General features: G+C 65.8%; 17 protein-coding genes. 8 read left to right on the top strand and 9 right to left on the bottom strand.

Annotation, left to right across the window (positions count from 1 at the left end):
• Window positions 1-97: 97 nt before the first annotated feature.
• The 5 genes from BWQ92_RS01935 to BWQ92_RS01915 form a co-directional block, all read right to left on the bottom strand.
• Window positions 98-526, bottom strand: coding sequence for an OsmC family protein (locus BWQ92_RS01935; RefSeq protein WP_076797990.1), 429 nt, complete (start codon window positions 524-526; stop codon window positions 98-100).
• 190 nt (window positions 527-716) lie between these two features.
• A complete protein-coding gene (locus BWQ92_RS01930) occupies window positions 717-1,067 on the bottom strand; it encodes a hypothetical protein (protein ID WP_076797989.1) in 351 nt (116 codons plus the stop codon).
• Between the two features lie 173 nt (window positions 1,068-1,240).
• The gene (sucB, locus tag BWQ92_RS01925; RefSeq protein WP_076797988.1) at window positions 1,241-3,013 is read right to left on the bottom strand and encodes a 2-oxoglutarate dehydrogenase, E2 component, dihydrolipoamide succinyltransferase; all 1,773 of its coding nucleotides are present in this window, start codon (window positions 3,011-3,013) and stop codon (window positions 1,241-1,243) included.
• Window positions 3,014-3,131: 118 nt separating this feature from the next.
• Window positions 3,132-4,514 carry a dihydrolipoyl dehydrogenase gene (lpdA, locus tag BWQ92_RS01920; RefSeq protein WP_076797987.1) on the bottom strand — a complete coding sequence of 461 codons (1,383 nt, stop codon included), beginning with the start codon at window positions 4,512-4,514 and terminating at the stop codon, window positions 3,132-3,134.
• A 260-nt stretch (window positions 4,515-4,774) separates the two neighbouring features.
• Window positions 4,775-6,292 carry a leucyl aminopeptidase gene (locus BWQ92_RS01915; protein ID WP_076797986.1) on the bottom strand — a complete coding sequence of 506 codons (1,518 nt, stop codon included), beginning with the start codon at window positions 6,290-6,292 and terminating at the stop codon, window positions 4,775-4,777.
• A 260-nt stretch (window positions 6,293-6,552) separates the two neighbouring features.
• Here BWQ92_RS01915 and BWQ92_RS01910 point away from each other — a divergent pair, with 260 nt between their 5' ends.
• From BWQ92_RS01910 to BWQ92_RS01895, 4 genes are all read left to right on the top strand, one after another.
• Window positions 6,553-7,491, top strand: a complete 939-nt coding sequence (locus BWQ92_RS01910) for a proteasome assembly chaperone family protein (protein ID WP_076797985.1) — start codon at window positions 6,553-6,555, stop codon at window positions 7,489-7,491.
• 93 nt (window positions 7,492-7,584) lie between these two features.
• Window positions 7,585-8,925, top strand: a complete 1,341-nt coding sequence (locus BWQ92_RS01905; protein WP_076797984.1) for an MFS transporter — start codon at window positions 7,585-7,587, stop codon at window positions 8,923-8,925.
• Between the two features lie 162 nt (window positions 8,926-9,087).
• A complete protein-coding gene (locus BWQ92_RS01900) occupies window positions 9,088-10,626 on the top strand; it encodes a DUF4192 family protein (RefSeq protein ID WP_076797983.1) in 1,539 nt (512 codons plus the stop codon).
• A 321-nt stretch (window positions 10,627-10,947) separates the two neighbouring features.
• Window positions 10,948-12,225 carry an RNA polymerase sigma factor gene (locus tag BWQ92_RS01895; protein WP_076797982.1) on the top strand — a complete coding sequence of 426 codons (1,278 nt, stop codon included), beginning with the start codon at window positions 10,948-10,950 and terminating at the stop codon, window positions 12,223-12,225.
• A gap of 191 nt (window positions 12,226-12,416) precedes the next feature.
• Here BWQ92_RS01895 and BWQ92_RS01890 read toward each other — a convergent pair whose 3' ends face one another.
• Window positions 12,417-14,366 (bottom strand): HNH endonuclease, encoded by a 1,950-nt coding sequence (locus BWQ92_RS01890; protein WP_083706421.1) that lies wholly within the window; start codon window positions 14,364-14,366, stop codon window positions 12,417-12,419.
• A gap of 125 nt (window positions 14,367-14,491) precedes the next feature.
• A complete protein-coding gene (locus BWQ92_RS01885) occupies window positions 14,492-14,713 on the bottom strand; it encodes a DUF7455 domain-containing protein (protein ID WP_076797980.1) in 222 nt (73 codons plus the stop codon).
• Between the two features lie 225 nt (window positions 14,714-14,938).
• Between BWQ92_RS01885 and BWQ92_RS01880 the strand changes: the two genes are divergently transcribed.
• Window positions 14,939-17,044 carry a DNA gyrase/topoisomerase IV subunit B gene (locus BWQ92_RS01880; RefSeq protein ID WP_076797979.1) on the top strand — a complete coding sequence of 702 codons (2,106 nt, stop codon included), beginning with the start codon at window positions 14,939-14,941 and terminating at the stop codon, window positions 17,042-17,044.
• A gap of 34 nt (window positions 17,045-17,078) precedes the next feature.
• Here BWQ92_RS01880 and BWQ92_RS01875 read toward each other — a convergent pair whose 3' ends face one another.
• Entirely contained in the window at window positions 17,079-18,065 is a 987-nt protein-coding gene (locus BWQ92_RS01875; protein WP_076797978.1) for a M56 family metallopeptidase, read from the bottom strand.
• A gap of 6 nt (window positions 18,066-18,071) precedes the next feature.
• Window positions 18,072-18,458, bottom strand: a complete 387-nt coding sequence (locus BWQ92_RS01870; protein ID WP_076797977.1) for a BlaI/MecI/CopY family transcriptional regulator — start codon at window positions 18,456-18,458, stop codon at window positions 18,072-18,074.
• 273 nt (window positions 18,459-18,731) lie between these two features.
• Between BWQ92_RS01870 and BWQ92_RS01865 the strand changes: the two genes are divergently transcribed.
• Genes BWQ92_RS01865 through BWQ92_RS01855 form a run of 3 tightly spaced genes read left to right on the top strand, consistent with a single transcriptional unit; the run spans window position 18,732 to window position 21,635 of the window.
• Entirely contained in the window at window positions 18,732-20,333 is a 1,602-nt protein-coding gene (locus tag BWQ92_RS01865) for a cytochrome ubiquinol oxidase subunit I (protein ID WP_076797976.1), read from the top strand.
• Window positions 20,334-20,366: 33 nt separating this feature from the next.
• Window positions 20,367-21,416, top strand: coding sequence for a cytochrome d ubiquinol oxidase subunit II (gene cydB / locus BWQ92_RS01860; protein WP_076797975.1), 1,050 nt, complete (start codon window positions 20,367-20,369; stop codon window positions 21,414-21,416).
• Between the two features lie 6 nt (window positions 21,417-21,422).
• Window positions 21,423-21,635: a hypothetical protein gene (locus tag BWQ92_RS01855; RefSeq protein ID WP_076797974.1), complete on the top strand. Its 213-nt coding sequence runs from the start codon at window positions 21,423-21,425 to the stop codon at window positions 21,633-21,635.
• Window positions 21,636-21,684: the final 49 nt, after the last annotated feature.

Raw genomic sequence — 21,684 nt, 5'->3', positions numbered from 1 at the left:
AAAGCCGGCACAGCCAAAAAAGCGAAGGCCCTGTTCCCCACTGGATGCACCAGCGGGAACAGGGCCTTTCTGATCCCGAAAGACCAGGGCCTTAAGATCAGGAGGCGAGCGTGGCGTCCAGGGTGATCTCGATGCCGGTCAGGGCCTGGGATACCGGGCAGCCCTTCTTGGCGGATTCCGCGATGCGCTGGAAGTCCTCCTCGGAGATGCCGGGGATGCGCGCGTTCAGGGTCAGGTGGCTGCCGGTGATGCCGGTGCCGGGCTGGAAGCCGACCTCTGCCTTGGTGTTGACCTCATCCGGGGTGAAGCCGGCCTGGCTCAGCTCGTGGCTGAAGGCCATGGAGAAGCAGGCGGAGTGTGCCGCAGCGATGAGTTCTTCGGGGCTGGTCTTGCCCTCGGCCGCTTCGGTGCGGGCCTTCCAGGTGACATCAAACGTGCCGAGGCCGGAGCTGTCCAGCGTGGTGTTGCCCGAACCCTCAACCAGGCTTCCGGTCCATACAGTGTGCGCGTTGCGTGTTGTAGCCATGTCGCTCCTCAACGTTGATTCGATCCGGGGCCGGCACCTGCCGAGCCCCGCCGCTACCAATCCTATGGATTCGGTGCCGCCCTTGCACGGGTTGTCCGCTGTCAGAGGATTATGACCGGACGCGCCCAAACGACGACGGCGATGCCCCCGCGGAAGGGGGCGTCGCCGTCGTCGTTTGCCAGGCGGGCGCTTACTGCCAGAGCGTGGCGATGGCTACGTTCAGCAGAGCCAGCCCGCCGACGCTATGGGCCAGGCCGGTGGAGATCGGCTCGCCCTTCTTGTACTTGCGGCGGCCGATGAAGGCCAGGACGACGACGACCAGGGCCACGGCGAACTTGATGCCCAGCTTGGCGTAGTTGGCGTCCATATCCAGTGCGGGGATCAGGCCCATCATCACGATGCCGGTGAGGAGCTGGAGGGCTGCGCCGTCGAACTGCCGGGGGTGGACGGTCGGCTTCTTCATGTTGCCGATCCAGATGCCGACGATCATGGCGGCGCCGACGATGTGCAGGAAGACCATGACGTTATAGACGATGTTCATGGCACCAGTCTAGCCAGATGCTTCTACAGGCCGTAGTAAGACACAGCCCTTAGTGGCGGTGGTTCGCGGAGCGGGTTGGACGCCAAAAAAACGACGGCGGCGCGGCCTTCCGGTGGTATCCCACCGGCGCCCGCACCGCCGTCGTTATTGGCTGCTGGTAACAGTCCTGTTGGTTAGAGTCCCAGGTCCGCCTCGAACGCGCCTTCTTCGAGGCGTGCCTTCAGCGTCTGCAGGAAGCGTCCCGCGTCCGCACCGTCCACCAGGCGGTGGTCGTAGGTGAGGGACAGGTACATCATGGAGCGGATGGCGATCGAGTCGTCACCGTTCTCGTCCTGGACCACCACGGGGCGCTTGACGATCGCACCGGTGCCCAGGATGCCGACCTGCGGCTGGTTGATGATCGGGGTGTCGAACAGCGCACCGACAGAACCGATGTTGGTGATGCTGAACGTGCCGCCGGACAGTTCGTCCGGGCCGATCTTGCCGTCGCGGGTGCGGCCGGCGACGTCAGCGATCTTGCCGGCGAGACCGGCAAGGTTGAGGTTGCCGGCGTCGGAGATGACCGGAACCAGGAGGCCCTTGTCAGTGTCCACCGCAATCGCCAGGTGCTCGGCATTGTGGTAGGTGATCTCCTGCTTGTCCTCGTCGTACGCGGCGTTCAGCTTCGGGTGCTGCTTCAGGGCCTCGGCCACAGCCTTGGCGATGAACGGCAGGAAGGTCAGCTTGGTGCCGTTCTGGGCCTGGAACGAGTTCTTGGCCTTGAGGCGCAGCTTGGCGATCTTGGTCATGTCGACCTCGTGCACCTGCGTGAGCTGGGTGGAGACCTCGAGGGACTCGCGCATGCGGCGGGCGATGACCTGGCGGATGCGCGGTGCCTTCTGCACGGTGCCGCGCAGCGAGGACGCTGCAGCCGACGGAGCGGCGGACGCGGCGGCAGGGGCTGCCTGCGCTGCGGCCGGAGCAGCCTTGGATTCAGCAGCGGCCAGGACGTCCTGCTTGCGGATGCGACCGCCAACGCCCGTGCCGGAGACGGAGGAGATGTCCACGCCGTGCTGGTTGGCGAGCTTGCGGACCAGAGGAGTGACGTAGCCGGACTCTGCGCCTGCTGCCGGGGCTGCCTGCGGTGCGGGGGCTGCCTGCGGTGCGGGGGCTGCCTGGGGAGCCCCGGCAGCAGGGGGAGCCGGTGCAGCCTGCGGGGCAGGTGCAGGGGCTGCTGCCGGGGCGGGGGCGGGCTGCTCAGCCGGTGCCGGCTGTTCCGCGGCAGGTGCGGCAGGTGCCTCAGCGGGCTTTTCGGCAGCCGGAGCAGCGGCGCCGGAGCCGATCACGGCGAGGACAGAGCCAACCTCGGCGGTCTCGTCCTCGTTGACGCGGATCTCCTGCAGCGTGCCGGCCACGGGGGACGGGATTTCGGTGTCCACTTTATCGGTGGAAACCTCAAGCAGCGGCTCGTCAACCTCGACGTTGTCGCCAACAGCCTTGAGCCAGCGGGTAACGGTACCTTCGGTGACGCTCTCGCCGAGGGCCGGGAGGGTGACCTCGTGGCCTTCGCCGGAGGATGCCGGTGCTGCCTGGGCCGCGGGTGCTTCCTGGGCGGGGGCCTCTTCGGCAGGAGCTGCCGGGGCCTCCTCGGCGGGAGCGGCAGCAGGTGCCGCAGCCGGAGCTTCAGCGGGTGCCTCCTGGGCGGGTGCTTCAGCGGCGCCGCCGCCCGAGCCGTCACCGATGCGCACCAGCGGGGCGCCGACTTCAGCGGTCTCATCTTCGGCGACGAGGATTTCCTCGATGACGCCGGCGATCGGAGAGGGGATTTCGGTGTCTACTTTGTCGGTGGAAACCTCGAGCAGCGGTTCGTCCACCTCTACCCGGTCACCTACCTGCTTGAGCCAGCGGGTGACAGTTCCTTCGGTGACGCTCTCACCGAGGGCGGGCAAGTTAACGGATTCAGACATGTCGTCCCCGTTCTCCTTTTATTGATCTAAAAAGTGCGGATGAATTGCTGCATTGTTCGGGCCCGGCGCACCTGCTGTTTGAGCCGGGTGCGCCGGGCCCTTGTTGTCTTGCGGAACGTTAGCCGTGGAGCGGCTTGCCGGCCAGCGCCAGGTGTGCCTCGCCCAGGGACTCGTTCTGGGTCGGGTGGGCGTGGACCAGCTGGGCCACGTCCTCGGGGTAGGCTTCCCAGTTCACGATCAGCTGGGCTTCACCGATCTGCTCGCCCATGCGGGCGCCGATCATGTGGACGCCGACGACGGGGCCGTCCTTCTGGCGGACCAGCTTGACGAGGCCGCTGGTGCCCAGGATGGAGCTCTTGCCGTTGCCGGCGAGGTTGTATTCCTGGGTTTCGACCTGGTCGTCGCCGAACTTGGCCTTGGCGGCCTTCTCGGTGTAGCCGACCGTCGCAATTTCCGGCTCGGAATAGGTGACCTTGGGGATGTTGACGTCTTCGACGATGACGGGCTTGAGGCCGGCGATCTCTTCGGCGACGAAGATGCCCTGCTGGTAGCCGCGGTGCGCCAGCTGCACGCCGGGGACGATGTCGCCGACTGCGTAGATGTTGCCGACGCCTGTGTGCAGGCGCTCGTTGGTGATGACGAAACCGCGGTCGATGGTCAGGCCGGCTTCTTCGTAGCCGAGGTTGGCCGTGACGGGTCCGCGGCCGACTGCCACGAGCAGAAGGTCGGCTTCGAAGGTCTTGCCGTCCACGAGGGTGACCTTGACGCCGTCGCTGTTCTGCTCGACGCCCTGGAAGAAGACGCCGGTGGAGAACTTGATGCCGCGCTTCTTGAAGGCGCGCTCAAAGTTCTTGACGATCGTCGCGTCCTCGTTCGGGACGAGGGAGGGCAGGCCTTCGACGATGGTGACATCGACGCCAAAGGACTTCCAGACGGAAGCGAACTCGACGCCGATCACGCCGCCACCGAGGATGATGGCGCTCTTCGGGATGGATTCCATCGTCAGCGCTTCGTCGGAGGTGATGACCTTGCCGCCGATTTCCAGGCCCGGCAGCGTGCGGGAGTAGGACCCGGTGGCCAGCACGATGTTCTTGCCCTTGTAGGCGGTGCCGTTCACGACGACGGTGTCGGTGCCCTGGAGCTTGCCTTCACCCTCGATGACGGTGATGCCCTTGGACTTGATGAGGCCCTGCAGGCCCTTGAACTTGCCGGCAATGATGCCGTCCTTGTAGGCGTTGACAGCGTTGATGTCGATGCTGTCGAGCGTCACGTTCACGCCGTACTTCGCGGAGTCGCGGGCGTGGTCTGCCAGTTCGGCCGAGTGCAGCAGGGCCTTGGTGGGGATGCAGCCGTTGTGGAGGCAGGTGCCGCCAAGCTTGCCCTTCTCCACGAGGCCAACGGTGAAGCCAAGCTGAACGGCCCGGAGAGCCGTGGCGTACCCGCCGCTGCCACCACCGAGTACCAGGATGTCGAATTCTTGCGCAGTTGCCTGATCGGCCACTTAGACGCTCCCTCGCGTGAATGATGACGCGAGAGTACGCATCATCTGGTCTTGGAAATTTGCCCTGCCGTGATTATGCCAGCAGGCTTTTTCCCTTTCATTTGTGACTACCGTGGTTCACCTTAGCGAACCACTTATCCATGCTCCACCTTGCCGGTGCTTTTGTGGAGCGCTTTGTGTCGAGTGTCACGCGGCTGTGTGGCGAGTGGATCACGCCGCCGCACAGCCGCGCGACGCACGGCCCTGCGTGGGTAAGAGGCCTAGGCCAGGAGATCCTCCACGTAAGCAACGAGGGTGCGCACCGTGCAGCCGGTGCCCTGTTTCGGCGTGTAGCCGTAGGGCGCGCCGTTGTTGAAGGAGGGGCCGGCGATGTCGATGTGGGCCCACGGGATGGTCTGCCCGTTCTTGTCCTTGCCCACGAACTCCCGCAGGAACACGGCCGCCGTCATCATGCCGCCGTGGCGCTCACCGATGTTGGCAATGTCCGCCACCTGGGAGTCGAGGCTGGGCCGCAGTTCCTCCGGCAGCGGCATGGGCCACACGAGTTCGCCGGCCCGGTCGGCGGCCGCCTTGAGCGGGCCGGTCACGCTGTCCGCACCCATGATGCCGGCGGTGCGGTTGCCGAGCGCGATCAGCTGCGCGCCGGTCAGGGTGGCAACGTCGATGATGGCGTCCGGGTACTCCTGGCTTGCCGCGACGATGCCGTCGGCCATGACCAGCCGGCCCTCGGCGTCCGTGTTCAGGACCTCCACGGTCTTGCCGCCGAACATGGTCAGCACATCGGCGGGACGCGACGCTGCGCCGGAGGGCATGTTCTCGGCGATGCACAGCCACGCGGTCGCCTTAACGGGCAGGCCCAGGCCGGCGATGGCCAGGACCGTATTAAGTACGACGGCGGCGCCCGCCATGTCGCTCTTCATGTCACCCATGCCGAGGGCCGGCTTAATGGAGATGCCGCCCGTGTCGAAGGTGATGCCCTTGCCCACCAGGGCGATTTTCCTGGTGGCTTTGGCGGGGGAGTACTCCACCTTGACCAGGCGCGGCTGCCGGGTCGAGCCCTTTCCGACGCCCATGATGCCGCCGAACCCTTCCTTTTCCAGGCGCTTTTCGTCCCACACAGTGACCTTGACCGGAAGGCCCTTGGACAGTTCCTTGGCGGCATCCGCGAACGACTCGGGGTAGAGGTGGCTCGGCGGCTGGTTCACGAGCGAGCGGGTGGCGTTGACGGCCTTGCCCAGCAGGCGGGCACGGTCGAGTGCTGCCTCCAGGTCCTTGTCGCCGGCCACGTCAGTGAAAATCGCGACGTTGGCCACGGGGTCCTTGAGACCGTCCTTGGACGATCGGAATTCGGTGAAGGAGTACGCGCCCAGCGCGGCACCCTCGGCGACGGCGGCAACATCGGCGACAGTCGCCGTCGGGAAAGCCAGTGTCACAGAGGAGAGGCCGGCGAGCTGGCGGACGGCAGAGCCGGCAGCGCGGCGCAGTGCCTCGCCGGAAAGCCTTCCGCCGGCGTCGACCTTGCCTACGCCGGCCAATACCAGGATCCCGGAGCCTGTCTCGGGAAGGCCGGGGAGGCGGACCGCCTGGTCCGGAGCTCCCGTGATGCCCAGGACCTTCAGTGAGTCCGCCAGGGCCTCGACGGACTTCGCAGTCAGCGGGTTCTCCAGCAGGAACGGGCCGTCGTTGCCCTGTCCGACGCCGATGACCACCGCATCACTTGCCGCCTTCTTCAGGTCCCTTGCAATGGCACTAAGGTTGATTTCAGTATTCTTGACCACGAGGATCGGTCCTCAATTCTCTGTGATTGTTCGGGCAGGAAGCCACTCCCGATCGTAGTCTCTCGGTGGCCCCGGGCTCGGTTGGCTGCCCGTGTTCCTTAAGGCACGGTTTCCTTAAGGCACGGTTGCGATGGCAGTCGGCAATTGACGGAGAGCGCCGGTCTGCCGGATTGCTGAGAGGCGCGCCACAGCTGCCCGTGGAATGACGCCGCTCTCCCCGGCGTTATGAAGATTAACCCCGACCACGAAAGGAACTCGCCGTGTTTGAAAGGATTTCCGGCTCGCTGCTGGACCCCGACGCGCTCTACGCCAAGAACATTGGGCTGTTCCATAACCCCGAGCTCCGCGGTCTGAACCTCGTGATGGGCTTCACCGGTTTCGCCGACGCCGGCCACGTGGTCCGGCAGATCACCGACGAGCTGCTGGACACGCTCGACTCCGAACGTGTGGCGGTGTTCGACGCCGACCAGCTGATGGACTACCGGTCCCGGCGCCCGCACGTGACCTTTGTTGAGGACCATCTGCAGGACTACCAGCCGCCCACGCTGGCGCTGTACAGACTGGTGGACGGGCTGGGCAAGCCCTTCCTCTTCCTCGCCGGCTTCGAGCCGGACCTGCAGTGGGAACGCTTCGCCCGTGCCGTGGTGCAGATTGTCGAAGCCCTTGACGTCAACCTGGTGGCCTGGATCCACTCCATTCCCATGCCCGTGCCCCACACCCGTCCGGTCGGCGTGACCGTGCACGGCAACCGGCCGGAGCTGATTGAAGGCATCTCCTCCTGGAAGCCGACAGTGGAAGTCCCTGCCGCCGTCGGGCATGTCCTGGAACTCCGCCTGACCGACGCCGGCCGCAACGTTGCCGGGTATGTCATCCACGTGCCGCACTACCTGGCCGAGGCCGAATATCCCACTGCGGCCGTCGCCGGGCTGGAGTACCTGGGCGCCGCCACCTCGCTGATGCTGCCGACCGACCGGCTCCGCGAGTCCGGCCGCGAGGTGGGCCGGCAGATTGCCGAGCAGATCGAGGCGTCGGAGGAAGTCCAGCAGGTGGTCTCCCGCCTGGAGGCCCGCTACGACGAAAAGGCCGAGGGCACGGTACGCCGCTCCCTGCTTGCCAACGAGAATGACGAACTGCCCGACGGCGATGCTTTGGGCGCTGCGGTGGAGGCCTACCTGGCTCGAGAGAACCCGGCTTCGTAAGCCCCGTCACTGGGGTGCATAAGACTCGTCACGACGGGGCGGAAATCCAGCAAAATAAATAGTATTTTTGTCCCGGCTGGGGATAATTGAAGGGTGACTGCACCCCGCGCCTGGCTCATTTGGATCATCGGTATTTTCGCGTACCTGGTGGCCGTGACGCAGCGTACATCGTTCGGTGTGGTCGGGCTGGAGGCCACCGAGCGGTTCCATGCCAGCGCCTCGGCGATCTCCTTCTTCACGGTGCTGCAGTTGCTGGTGTACGCCGCCCTGCAGATTCCGGTGGGCGTCCTGGTGGACCGCTTCGGTTCGCGCGCCATGATTGCCGGCGGTGCCTTGCTCATGGGCCTGGGCCAGCTGCAGCTGGCATTCGCCGACAGCGTCCCGGCCGGTGTGCTGGGCCGGGTGCTTGTGGGCGCCGGTGATGCCATGACCTTCATCTCCGTCATCCGGCTGATTCCGCTGTGGTTTGCGCCCGCCCGCGTTCCGCTGCTGACCCAGCTGACCGGCATGACCGGGCAGCTGGGCCAGCTGCTGAGCGTGGTGCCGTTCGCCTTCATCCTGCAAACAGCGGGCTGGACCCCCGCGTTCCTTGCGCTGGCGGGCTTCTCCGGGCTCGCCGTCGTACTGGTGGTCCTGATGCTGCAGGACATGCCGCCTGGCACGCCGAAACAGGAGGCGGCCAAGGGGCTGCGTGCCACCGGTGTCTCCCTGTCCCGCGCCTGGAAGCAGCCCGGCACGCGGCTGGGCATGTGGAGCCACTTCACCATCCAGTTCAGCGGCACGGTTTTCGCCATGACCTGGGGTTACCCGTTCCTGATTTCGGCGCAGGGGCTCGACGCCGCCACCGTCGCCTCGCTCATGTCCCTCTACGTGGCCGGCGCCATCGGTGCGGGGCCGCTGATTGGGCGTTTTGTCGCCCGGCACCCCCTGCGGCGCTCCACCATGGTCCTGCTCCTCGTCTGCGCAACCGCGGCGGCCTGGGCGGCTGTGCTGCTGTATCCCGGCCGCTCCCCGCTGTGGCTGCTGGCCGTCCTGATCGTGGTGTTGGCCATCGGAGGCCCGGGTTCCATGATCGGCTTCGACTTCGCCCGCACCTTCAACCCGGCCCACCGCATCGGCACCGCCACGGGGATCGTCAACGTGGGCGGCTTCTTCGCGGCGCTCATGGCCATCTACCTGATCGGTGCCGTGCTGGACATCCTCAACTCCACGGGCTTTTCCCGCGGGGAGCTCTATGGACTGGAGCCGTTCCGCATTGCGCTCTGCGTGCACTTCCTGCTCCTCGGCGTCGGCTCCGTCGCCATGCTGGTGGTGCGCCGCAAGGTCCGCCGGCAGATGGCTGCCCAGGGCGTCGTGGTGCCGCCGCTGCTGCAGGCAATGGCCCAGCAGCGACGGGAACGGATCGCCCGCCGCAAGGCTCCTTCCCGGGATTAGGCAATGATGCCGCCGGGGTCCGCTGCTGGCGGCCCGCAGCTGCTTCACTGCTCCGCAACTTCACTGCTCCGCAACACGGGCCTCTTGTCCACAACGGGCCTCTTGTCCACATAGGAATGCCCACCGTGGCGCCGGCGCTGACCGCCGCCGGAAGCTGTTTCTATGACAGCACCGGAACATCTCACAATCAGCGGTCCCGAAGACATTCTGGGCTACATCCCGCACAGTCTCGGCTATTGGCCGTCGCAGAGCCTCGTGGCCATGACCATGCAGGGCAAGCGTCTCGGAGCCACGCTTCGGGTCGACCTCCCCAAGGGCGGCGGCCGCCGCGGAAGGGAAGCATTCGCCAGGACTGTGGCGGAGTACCTTCTGGCGGACAAGGAAGCCGACGGAACGCTGCTGGCATTCTTTGTCGACGGAGGTATTGACGGCGCCGGCCGGGAAGGGAGGGCAGCGCCGTCCTTTCGGCCTCTGCTGGCGGATCTTGAATGCGCGCTCGGGCTGGCGGGCATGCCGGTGCGGGATGCCTGGCTCGTCGGTGACGAGTACTGGCGCAACGTGTACTGCACTGACAGCAGCTGCTGCCCGCCGCCGGGGCGCCCGATCGCCGAGATCCGGGACAGCCGGCTGAACGCGGAGATGGTGTACCTGGGCAGCAGCGTCGGCGCGCCGCCCGGGACCGCAGCACCCTGCAGCGTGGATGTCCCGGCAGCCGACACTGCCGCTGTCATGGCGGCCGAACAGCGCTGGAGCCTGGCCCTGGCCGGTAAGGGCAGCTTACGGGCCCAGTTCGACGCCGTCCTCGACGCCTGGTCCGCCGCGCTGGAAGCGGTTTCACCTGTTGCCGCTTCGCCTGCGTCCAGTTCGCCTGGACCCGGGTCCGCCCAGACCGGGTCACCACCGTCGGGCCCACTTGGAGAGGGGCCAATTGCCGCCGAACCAGCCGCCACCGATGCACCTGCAGCCCGCCCTCGTGCAGCCGGTTGGGGCTGCGGTGTCCTGGCGCCGGAACTTGCCGGGTTCCTGCGTGCTTCCCTTCGTGTGCCAGCCTGGCGAGACGCAGTCCTGGTAATGGCTGCAGCGGGGCGCGCCGCGGCTACCGCGGGGGCTGACGCCTTCGGAATCTTCTCTGCTGGATCCGGGCTGCCGGTATCCTGCCCGCCGCTGCCGGAACCGCGGCTAATCCCGGGTAGGTCTTCGGGCCCGGCAACCGGGGGCGCGAAGAGATCTGCGCCATCCGATGCAAAGGTGCTTGAAGCAGGGGCACCCGAAACAGAGGCGCCTGCAACTGAACCGTGTGGCAGCCGCGCTGAACACGGCCCGCCCACCGCCGGACCGGAACACCCGGCTGCTTTGAGTTGCGGTCCGGATGCGGTGCCCGGCTACGGCGAAGTGTTGCTGGGCCTGAGTCCACCAGTGCCGGACTGGGACGCGCTGAAACGCCTCGAGGGCCTGATGCAGGCGCTGTCGTCGTATGGCGGGGGTGAGGCGCAGGCTGCGGCGCTGACGGCGAACGGCTGGATCGAATGGTGCCGGGGGAGGGGTTCCTTTGCGCACGCCTCGTTGACCCGGGCTCTGGACGCCAGACCGGGGTACCGGCTGGCCGAGCTGCTGTCCGAAGTGGTCCGGCGCGGAACCATCTGTGGCTGGGCCGGGCGCCGTGAGGCCGCATGGCAGAAATTTGGATCGGACGCCGCTTAAGGCCCGTCGTCCCTGATGAACATCCGGGATGAGCGTCCCGGATGAGGGGAAGGTCGAAGGCAACGCGCACCACCCGAAGGGCCTATTACACGCTGTTCGGCCCCCGGTTCGGAAAATCATGAGACAATGGAGGCCGAGACCCGGTTGGGTCCGTGAATCAGTGCTTGCAGTGGACCCCAAGCGGGAACATTGCGGCCGCCCCGGCAGTTCTACTTAGTGGCTCTGTCGTTCGGTTGCATCTGATGTGAATCACGGACTTGACAGGGTCATAGTGGTGTTGCCCGAAGGTGACTCCACAGACCGCCGCTAGAAAGGTTTTCTGTGACCCCGTCTTCCGCGAAGAAGGAACCCGCCGCCCTGGCCGTTGACACTGCCGAGGAGAAGCCGGCGGCATCCAGCGCCAAGCGTGCAGCCACCCGAGCCGCTGGGAAGCCCGAGCCCAAGAAGCGCGGACCCAAGCCCGGAGCCAAGGCTGCAGCCGAAGCTGCCGGAAGCCGCCCTGCCACCGATGACGATGCCGACATGGATGTCGAAGAGGATCTCGACGACGTACAGCCCGACACCGCCGATCTGGTCGATGAACCCGACGAGGCCGGCAAGGAAGCCGCAGCGCCTACCGGTTCGGGATTCGTTTACTCTGACGCCGATGACGACGACGCACCTGTACAGCAGGTCATGTCGGCCGGCGCCACCGCTGACCCCGTCAAGGACTACCTGAAGCAGATCGGCAAGGTAGCCCTCCTTAACGCCGAACAGGAAGTGGACCTCGCGCTCCGCATCGAGGCCGGCCTGTTCGCCGAAGAAAAGATTGCCGCCGACGACGGCTCCATGGATCCGAAGTACAAGCGCGAGCTTGAGTTCATCATCCACGACGGCAAACGCGCAAAGAACCACCTCCTCGAGGCCAACCTCCGCCTCGTGGTTTCGCTGGCCAAGCGCTACACGGGCCGCGGCATGCTGTTCCTGGACCTCATCCAGGAAGGCAACCTCGGCCTCATCCGCGCCGTCGAGAAGTTCGACTACACCAAGGGCTTTAAGTTCTCCACCTACGCCACGTGGTGGATCCGCCAGGCCATCACCCGTGCCATGGCGGACCAGGCCCGCACCATTCGTATCCCGGTGCACATGGTGGAAGTCATCAACAAGCTGGCCCGAGTCCAGCGCCAGATGCTGCAGGACCTGGGCCGCGAACCCACTCCCGAAGAGCTGGCGCTCGAGCTCGACATGACCCCCGAGAAGGTCGTCGAGGTCCAGAAGTACGGCCGGGAGCCCATTTCGCTGCACACCCCGCTCGGCGAAGATGGCGACTCTGAGTTCGGTGACCTCATCGAGGACTCCGAAGCCGTGGTGCCGGCCGACGCTGTCAGCTTCACCCTGCTGCAGGAACAGCTGCACTCCGTGCTGGACACCCTGTCCGAGCGCGAAGCCGGCGTCGTCGCCATGCGGTTCGGCCTCACCGATGGCCAGCCGAAGACTTTAGACGAAATCGGCAAGGTCTACGGCGTTACCCGTGAGCGCATCCGTCAGATCGAATCCAAGACCATGTCCAAGCTCCGCCACCCGTCCCGGTCGCAGGTCCTGCGGGACTACCTGGACTAGGAAGCTCTGGACTAGGAACGTCTACAAAGGCCAGGCCCGCTGCCGGAAAATCCGGCAGCAGGCCTGGCCTTTGTCGTACGGCTACGAGGTCCGTCATGTGCACGGGCTCTGTGGCCGCCAAACATACGGAGGTCGTCGTTGCCGGGTGGCAGACCAGGTCGCGCGGAGGTCAGCCTGTATGACTGGTCCGGTTACGTCCGGCTCGGCGGCGGCGGTATTTCCGCCGCCGCTTTCCCAGTGATGGACTCAGTCCTGGATGCAGGGGCTGGTTTCAGCTGTCCCGCTTCATCCGGGCCGATCCCAACCGGCTGGTTCGGGGACCCGGTCCCAGAGATCGCTGGCCCGGCTGCATCAGGGCACGTACCGGTAGCCGTAGAGCCAGATAAGGGCAGGTTGGATCTGGCCAGGCTGGTTCCCGGTAGTGGGGGTGCGGTGGAGTGGTAGGTGTGGCCGGTTGGGGTGGTGATTTCGATGGTGTGGCGGGGTCCTGGTCTGGGTTGGGCTTTCCAGCCGGGTAGTTCTTTGGTGTGGTTGCAGGCTTCGCAGAGTCCGGCGCCGTTGGTGATGCTGGTTGGGCCGTTGTTGTGCCAGGGGATGATGTGGTCGTGGTGGCGGATGGGTGCGTCGCAGTAGGGGGTTCGGCAGGTGTCGTCGTGGACTTGGATGAAGCGGCGCAGGGGTGGCGGGAAGAGCCGCCGTTTGGAGTCCATGGCGACCAGGTCGCCGGTGTCCGGGGCGGTGTAGAGCCGGCGGAGCCAGATCTTCAGTTCCTTTACCGTGTCCTTGTGGCCTGCCTTCGAGCCGGAAGCGTTTGAGCCCGAAGCGTCTTGTCTGCCTACGGTTGCCTGGCCGGAAGCCTGCTGGCTCGAACCCTCTGGGCAGCGCCCCTGTCCGTGTGATTCTTCTCCGCCTCGTTCCGATGCCTGTTCGGGGTTGAGGAGTTCGCGTGCCCATGCTGCGGGGACGGTGCCGTAGCCGGTGAGGCGCGCGGGTTCGCTGTCGGCTTGGAGGAGGGTGCGGTCGGTCATGACGAGGTTGATGTCGATGCCGCTGATCCCGCCGGGGGTGCCGGTGACGGATTCGACGAGGGTGTCGGCCATGGCCTGGTTTTTGGAGCGCGGGTCCCCGGCGGAGCGGAGGGCATCGGCGTGGGCACTGAGCGCTGTGTAGGCGGCGACGCCTTCGTGGGCGGGCAACAGGGCTGTGAGGTAGGTCATGCAGTCCGGGGCCGGGCGCAGGCTCACGCCCCGCTCGGTGGCGGCGTGGCTGGCCCGCTGGGTGACCGAGCGCGGATCCCGTCGGATCGCAGCGGCTTTGACCGCGGCGATGACGCCGCGGGTCCCGACCCCGTCGAAGGTCCCGGTATCGGCGGCGAGTTCCTCGTCGACCGCGGCCCGGTCTTCAACGGTCAGGACGGCCGTTTCCTTCACCACATGCATGGCCTTTTCTTCGCTCAGCCGGCCGGTATCCAGAGCGGTGAGGGTGTGGGGCATTTCAATGACAAGGGCTTTGGCCATGCCGAGCAGCCGGCCGCCGCGGTGCGGGGACTCACCCCGGGCCAGGGCGATCTGCTCAGCCACACCAAGGCCCGTTTCCCTGTGTCGCTTCCTGCCCACATCCTCAGCCGACAGGTTACCGGGACTGCTCTGCGCCGGGCTGCTCGCGGCGTCGGGTTCGGCTTGTTCCTGGCGCTGTCTCGCTTCGAACTCGACGGCCAGCCTGGCCTGCTGCCCGGTGGCCCAGCGTTTGAATTTCTCCAGAACCGCGGTCTGGTCGATCAACCCGGGACCGTCGGCAGTGAGATCGGTCCGTAAAAGTCTCTTTACCGCGCCGATCCGGCCGTCGAGACTCAACCCCGCTGCACCACCATCCGTTCGCTCACAACCGGTGAACGATGTCTCGTAAAACAGCGCCTCGGGAAACGGATCTTCCGGGAGGTCACCGTCGTCATACTCCCCGCCGGGGAAAGGGTCCTCCGGATACGCGGAGTCCGAATCAGCGCCGTAGGGAAAGTCGTCATCAAGGAAGCCATCGAAGGAAGAAACCTCGCCGGAGAACCCGCCGACGGGAACGGCGGCAGCAAGCGGGGCGTCGCCGTGCGGTGCCCCCGTTTTCACTGCTGAATTTCCCAGAACTTCCATGAACACAGTCTGCCAAGGGGCACTGACAATTTAGCCCGCGGGGGATCCGCCGTCGAAATAAATAAAAGCCGAAAAAGAAAAAGCCAGGACCCCCGCCTGGGGGTCCTGGCTTCAAGCCTTGTTGTCTAGTCGACCGGAACCGGAGCCTTCTCGTGCAGCCGGTCCGTCTCATCGTGCCATTCGGAGCTGAGCGGCCTGAGGGTCGCTTCGACGGCGCGTGAATGGTGGGCGCAGAAGAGCAGCTCACCTCCGGAGGACTCGAGTACAACCCGGACGTATGCCTGCGCTCCGCAACGGTCACACCGGTCAGCTGCGGTTAGCGTGCGGTCGGCAACTGCTGTTGTCATGTCGGCCTCCTTAGTAGATCTGTACATCTATATAACCAGCATTCGCAGCTATTCCGTGGCAAGGATGGGTCACTTTCGCTGTCCGCGTATCACGTGTCCGTAACGAACGCCGGGAGTTGGTGCCCGTGTCGGGAGTGGCAGTCAGGCGTTCGGCCGCGTCGGGACTAGGCTAGAGGGAGCCTTTTAATGCCGATCCGGCCTGTTTTCCAAAGGAGTTCACTACCTGTGGCACCGAGTTCTGATTACACCGCCCGCCACCTTTCGGTGCTGGAGGGGCTGGAGGCCGTGCGCAAACGCCCCGGCATGTACATCGGATCCACGGACTCCCGCGGCCTCATGCACTGCCTCTGGGAAATCATCGACAACTCCGTCGACGAGGCGCTGGCCGGCTTTGGCCATGACATCAAGATCATCCTGCACGCGGACAATTCTGTAGAGATTCACGACGACGGCCGCGGCATTCCCGTCGACGTCGAACCCAAGACGGGCCTTACCGGCGTCGAAGTGGTCTTCACCAAGCTGCACGCCGGCGGCAAGTTCGGCGGCGGTTCCTACACCGCCTCCGGCGGTCTGCACGGCGTCGGCGCCTCCGTGGTGAACGCCCTTTCGGCCCGTCTCGACGCTGAAGTGGACCGGGGCGGCAAGACCTACAGGATGTCCTTCCGGCGGGGTGAGCCCGGCCGTTTCGACGACAACGGCAGGCCCAACCCGGCAGCGGCTTTCTCCCCGTTCGTCGAGGACTCTGTCCTCGACGTGATCGGCAAAGCCAAACGCGGCGTCACCGGCACGCGCATCCGCTACTGGGCAGACACCCAGATCTTCACGCCGGACGCCCGGTTCTCCTACGAAGAACTCGCCGCACGTGCGCGCCAGACCTCCTTCCTCGTGCCAGGCCTGAAAATCACGGTCCGGGATGAGCGCAAGCTCCCCGGCACACCCGGTGAACTGGGGGTGCACGAGGAGGTGTTCCACCACGACGGCGGCATCTCCGAGTTCGTTGACTTCCTCGCCGCCGATTCCGCGGTCACCGACGTCTGGCGACTGCACGGCGCCGGTAAGTTCAAGGAAACCGTCCCCGTGCTGGATGAGCGCGGCCACAGCAAGATCGCCGAAGTGGAACGCGACTGCGAAGTGGACGTGGCGCTGCGCTGGGGCATCGGGTACGACACCACCGTCCGCAGCTTCGTGAACATCATCTCCACACCGAAGGGCGGCACCCACCAGGCCGGCTTCGAGCAGGCCCTCGTGAAGACGTTCCGGAAGACGGTGGAAGCCAACGCCCGGAAACTCAAGGCCGGCAACGACAAGATCGAGAAGGACGACATCTTCGCTGGGCTCACCGCCGTGCTGACCGTCCGGCTCGCCGAGCCGCAGTTCGAGGGCCAGACCAAGGAAATCCTCGGCACCTCGGCCGTCAAGGCCATCGTGGCCCGCGTGGTGGAGAAGGAGATCACAGCCAAGCTCAACTCCTCCAACCGCAACGACAAGGCGCAGTCGGCGCTGCTGCTGGAAAAAATCGTCAGCGAGATGAAGTCGCGCATCTCCGCCCGCGTCCACAAGGAGACGCAGCGCCGGAAGACCGCGCTCGAGTCGTCGTCGATGCCCACCAAGCTGGCTGACTGCCGCACCGACGACGTCGCCCGTTCCGAACTGTTCATCGTGGAAGGCGACTCGGCGCTGGGCACCGCGAAGCTGGCGCGCTCCTCGGACTTCCAGGCTCTGCTGCCCATCCGCGGCAAGATCCTCAACGTCCAGAAGGCCTCCGTGGGCGACATGCTCTCCAACGCCGAGTGCGCGGCACTGATCCAGGTGGTGGGGGCCGGCTCGGGGCGCAGCTTCGCGATCGAAGCGGCCCGTTACGGGAAGGTCATCCTGATGACCGACGCCGACGTCGACGGCGCCCACATCCGTACGCTGCTGCTCACGCTGTTCTTCCGATACATGCGGCCGATGGTGGAGGAGGGCAGGGTGTTCGCCGCCGTCCCGCCGCTGCACCGGGTGGAAGTCATCAACCCCGGCCAGAAGGCCAACGAGATGATCTACACCTACTCCGAAGCCGAGCTGCACACCCTGCTGGCGAAGCTCGCCGCCGAAGGCAGGAAGTACAAGGAACCCATCCAGCGCTACAAGGGCCTGGGCGAGATGGATGCCGAACAGCTGGCGGAAACCACCATGGACCCCCGGCACCGGATGCTCCGCAAGGTCAACATCGAGAACGCCCAGCAGGCGGAGGCCATCTTCGACCTGCTGATGGGATCGGATGTCGCCCCGCGCAAGGACTTCATCATCGCCGGAGCGTCCAGCCTGGACCGCGAACGCATCGACGCCTAAGGCTGCCGCGGCGGGGCGGCAACCCGCCGGAGTCTCAGCCCAGCAGGCCCGGAACGATCAGCAGCGCGGTGGGCATGGCCAGCAGCAGCGTGCACACCGCGAGGACGGCTGCACGGAGGCCGGCGGCGAGCGGAGGTTTGGGGGAGAGCAGGCGGCTGACGCGTGACGCCGTCGTGCTCGCCGGGCCGGAACCGCCGGCACCATCGGGCAGCTGAAGGCCTGACCCAGCCAGGTTTGCAGTTTCCATGACGGCGGCCCCCCGGGGCGCCGCCGACCCGCTGGCGACTATGGCAATCGCCTTGATCAGCGTCCCCTTGCTTTCGGTCTTGAGGGCAACGTCGTCGGCCAGCATTTCAATCAGGGAGTTCACGGCTTCCTGGGCCAGGCGCGTCGTGGGCAGCCACGGCAGCGCCTGGCGCCAGGCGGCGAAGGCCCACAGCAGCAGGTGGTGGCGCTGGGTCAGGTGCGCGTTTTCGTGAATCAGGACGGCCCGCAACTCCGCCGGCTCGAGGGCGGCCATGAGTCCGTCGGAGAGGACGGTGACGGAGCGGGCGCCGCCGGGAAGGCAATACGCCACCGGTGAATCATGGTTGATGACCACCGTGCCGGGACCGTCGTCGGACGGTGATGCCAGCAGGGCCAGCAGTTCGCGATGGCGCTTTCGCTGGCGCTCGATCTTGTAGTAGGTCAGCAGCAGCGTGAAGACGAGATGTGCCGTGAGCAGCGCCGCTGCGGAGAGCGCGAAGAGATGCCAGAAACCCAATGCGGTGGTGGGCGCCGCGAACAGCACCATGTCTGTCAGCGCGCGAAGGCCCGCAAGCAGGTTGTCGCCTACAGGCTCGAGGCCGTAGACCAGCATGGCGCCGATCATGGAAAGGCCACCGGCCAGGCCGATGGCCTGCCACAGCACCATGGCCGTGAAAGGGTCGCGCGCCGGCCAGTGGGCGCGCGAAAGGAGGATAGGCACCGGCCAGGCCAGTACTATCGCCAGGACCGCCAGGAAATATGAGGTCCAGAACATCAGTTGCTAGCTGTGACCAAGCAGTTTGCGCAGCGTCTCGGCTTCACTTTCCGTCACCGAACCGATGAACCGGGCCAGCACGGCCTCGCGGTCAGGGGCGGATCCCAGCACTTCGTGCATGAGTTCGGCGGTATGGTCTTCACGGCTGGATACAGCCTGGTAGCGGTGCGGCCGGGTACCGCGTTCGCGTTCCACAAGGCCCTTCTTTTCGAGGCGCGAAAGGACCGTCAGGACGGTGGTCACCGCAAGGTCCTTGCCCTCGTGCCCTGCCGCTCCACCCTGCGCCGCCGTGCTCTGCGCGAGCATGTCCCGCAGCGTGTTGGCCGTGGCCGCTTCGTGGCCAGCCCAGAGCAGGTCCATGACTGCCCGTTCCAGTTCGCCAAGACTTGCCATCTGTCCATCCTTTTGACAACGCACTGGCACCGGCCGGCTGACCGGCCCGTGCTGTGATTCCAATACTGCAACTTCAAATCTATCGCGTTTGGCGCTTCGTTTCTACATGAGGTAGAACGCTCGGCGCGTCGCCGGCCATTGCCTTCCTCCGGCAGACGTGCCACCGTGTTTTGCAGTGTTCGACCCGTGTTCTACACTTTGTAGAAGTTGAAGTTCTACATTTTGTAGAAAACAGTGCTGGAGAGCTCGACCCAACAGTAAGTAGGGACCGCCTTGGACGCCTTGGAAATCGCACGCTGGCAATTCGGAATCACCACCGTCTACCACTTCATGATGGTGCCGCTGACCATCGGCCTGGGGCTGGTCGTCGCCGTCATGCAGACGGTCTGGTACCGCACGGGAAACCCGGCCTACCTCCGGATGACCAAGTTCTGGGGAAAGCTCTTCCTCATCAACTTCATCATGGGTGTGGCCACCGGCATCGTGCAGGAGTTCCAGTTCGGCATGGCGTGGAGTGAATACAGCCGCTTCGTGGGCGACGTCTTCGGCGCCCCGCTGGCCCTCGAGGCCCTGCTGGCGTTCTTCGTGGAGTCCACCTTCCTGGGCCTGTGGATCTTCGGCTGGAAGCAGCTGAAGAAGGGCGTGCACCTGGCATGCCTCTGGATCGCCGTGGTCGGCTCCTTCTTCTCCGCGTACTTCATCATCGTGGCCAACAGCTGGATGCAGCACCCTGTCGGCGTCACGATGATCGACGGCCGGCCGGTCATGACCGACGCCTGGGCCGTCTTCACCAACAACACCGCCCTGGTGGCCGTCCCGCACACCCTCTTCGGCGCCCTTGCCGTCGCCGGCGGATTCCTGCTGGGCATCGCCTGGTACCACCTCTGGCGCCGGCGCCGCGACGGCATCGATAGCATCGGCGCAGACGGAAAGGTCATTGTCGGCTCCGCAGAGATCCCCGGCCGGGACCGTGCCGACCAGACTGTCTGGCTCAAATCCCTCCGGATCGGCGCCGTCGTCGCCATGATCTCCTTCGCCGGAACCGCCCTCACCGGCGACCTTCAGGGCAAGCTGATGTTCGAGCAGCAGCCCATGAAGATGGCCGCCGCTGAAGCAGCTTGCCACGACGGAACGGGCTTCTCGGTCCTGAGCGTGGGCAACCTCGGCGCACGCAACTGCGATGACATCAAGGCCGTGATCGAGATCCCCGGGATCCTGTCCTACCTCGCCAAGGGCGACTTCACCACCGAGGTCAAGGGCGTCAACAGCCTGATCGACGAGTACAAGGCAAACTACGGCACCCATCTGCCGGACAACCCCATCTACGGTGACCGCGCCGGCCAGGAGATTCAGTATGTCCCCGTCATGGAGGTCACCTACTGGGGCTTCCGCGCCATGATCGGATTCGGCGGCCTCGCTGCCCTCGCCGCCCTCGTGGCACTCTGGCTGGTCCGCAAGGGGACCGTGCCCGAGTCCCGCTGGCTGATGCGGCTGGCCGTGTTCGGAATCCTGGCCCCCTTCGGTGCCAACGCCGCAGGCTGGATCTTCACGGAAATGGGCCGGCAGCCCTTCGTCGTGGCCCCCAACCCCGACCTCAACGGCATCGACCCGGTCTTCATGTTCACCGCCGCAGCCGTTTCGCCCGGGGTATCCGCTGGTGAGATCCTGACCTCCCTCGTCGTCCTCACCCTGATTTACGCAGTGCTCCTGGTGGTGGAAGTGAAGCTCCTCGTGAAGTACGTCCGGGGCGGCGTCGTCTCGGCCATGCCCGAACTGGTGCACGCGCCGGTCGACGAGAACGAGGACGCCACGCCCCGCGGCGGCGGACCGGGAAAACCCGGAACCTCCGACGACGTCCTGGCCTTCGCCTACTAAGACCCGAGCCTACTGAGACCGAGGATACAAAGCATGGAACTGCTGCCAACCATCTGGTTCATTGCCATCGCCGTCCTGTGGACGGGCTACCTCTTCCTGGAGGGCTTCGACCTGGGCGTCGGGATGCTGATGAAGATTTTTGCCCGCAACAACACCGAACGCCGCGTGCTCCTGAACACCATCGGCCCGGTCTGGGACGGAAACGAAGTCTGGCTCCTGACCGCAGGCGGTGCCACGTTCGCGGCCTTCCCGTTCTGGTACGCCTCGCTGTTCTCTGCCCTGTACCTGCCGCTGCTGCTGGTCCTCGTCGCGCTGATCTTCCGCGCGGTTGCCTTCGAGTACCGCGGGAAGGTGGACACGGACCGCTGGCGGAACACCTGGGACTGGGCGATCGCCGTCGGATCCTTTGTTGCAGCCTTCGGCGTGGGGGCCGCCCTCGGCCTGACCACCACCGGACTGCCGCTGGACGCCAACGGCGACCGCGACGGCGGACCGTTCGCGTGGTTCAGCTGGTACGCCGTGCTGGGAGGCCTGGCGGTGGCCGCCTTCGCGCTGCTGCACGCCCTGGCGTTCCTGGCTCTGAAGACCGACGGCGAAGTCAGGCACCGCGCGCGGCAGTGGTTTGTGCGGCTGCTTCCCGTGCTGCTCCTCCCGATGGCGGGCTGGGCCGTCGGGGTGCAGGTCCTCACCGGTGAAGCGTGGACCCTGGTTGTCCTCGCTGTGGCTGTGGTGGCAGCGGGCGTGGCCTGGGCCCAGGCCCGGAAGGGAAACGAAGGCCGGGCGTTCCTGGCTACCGGTGTGTTCCTGCTGGGCGGATCGGCGTCCATCTTCGGTGCCGTGTTCCCGGTGGTCCTGCCCTCAACAATCGACCCCGCCTTCAACCTCACCATCGCCAACGCATCATCCTCTGACTACACCCTCGGCCTGATGAGCATCGTGGCGTGCGTCGGGCTGCCGCTGGTGATCGCCTACCAGGCGTGGACGTACTGGGTGTTCCGGCGCCGCGTCAGCGCCGCCCACATCCCGGAGGCGCACAGCTTCCTGCCCGCGATCGCCGCGAAAGCACTCATCAGGAAAGACTGACCCGCCGTGAAACCGCAGTTCCCCTCCGGCCCCTCCACCCGCCGCGCCCTCTACGGCCTGGGCCTGCTGGCCGCGCTGAAGGCTCTGGCCCTGGTGCTCATGGGCCAGGCCGTCGCGTCCGTCCTCGCCGGCCTCATGACGCAGGACACCGCGTGGGCGGCCCAGCTAGGTGTATTGACCACGGACGTTAGTGACGCTCGGCGTGGTTCGGTGACATGAAGAAGACCTCCGGGTGGAGTGGGGCTTGTCTAGAGTCCAATTCCACGCA

Source organism: Arthrobacter sp. QXT-31 (assembly GCF_001969265.1).
GTDB lineage: Bacteria > Actinomycetota > Actinomycetes > Actinomycetales > Micrococcaceae > Arthrobacter.
This window is presented reverse-complemented; position numbering and strand designations above follow the sequence as displayed.

Coding starts and splice junctions, on each gene's coding strand:
- BWQ92_RS01935 (WP_076797990.1), bottom strand. CDS start 526: ATGGCTACAACACGCAACGCGCACACTGTATGGACCGGAAGCCTGGTT.
- BWQ92_RS01930 (WP_076797989.1), bottom strand. CDS start 1,067: ATGAACATCGTCTATAACGTCATGGTCTTCCTGCACATCGTCGGCGCC.
- sucB (WP_076797988.1), bottom strand. CDS start 3,013: ATGTCTGAATCCGTTAACTTGCCCGCCCTCGGTGAGAGCGTCACCGAA.
- BWQ92_RS01900 (WP_076797983.1), top strand. CDS start 9,088: ATGACAGCACCGGAACATCTCACAATCAGCGGTCCCGAAGACATTCTG.
- BWQ92_RS01890 (WP_083706421.1), bottom strand. CDS start 14,366: ATGGAAGTTCTGGGAAATTCAGCAGTGAAAACGGGGGCACCGCACGGC.
- BWQ92_RS01885 (WP_076797980.1), bottom strand. CDS start 14,713: ATGACAACAGCAGTTGCCGACCGCACGCTAACCGCAGCTGACCGGTGT.
- BWQ92_RS01875 (WP_076797978.1), bottom strand. CDS start 18,065: ATGTTCTGGACCTCATATTTCCTGGCGGTCCTGGCGATAGTACTGGCC.
- BWQ92_RS01870 (WP_076797977.1), bottom strand. CDS start 18,458: ATGGCAAGTCTTGGCGAACTGGAACGGGCAGTCATGGACCTGCTCTGG.
- cydB (WP_076797975.1), top strand. CDS start 20,367: ATGGAACTGCTGCCAACCATCTGGTTCATTGCCATCGCCGTCCTGTGG.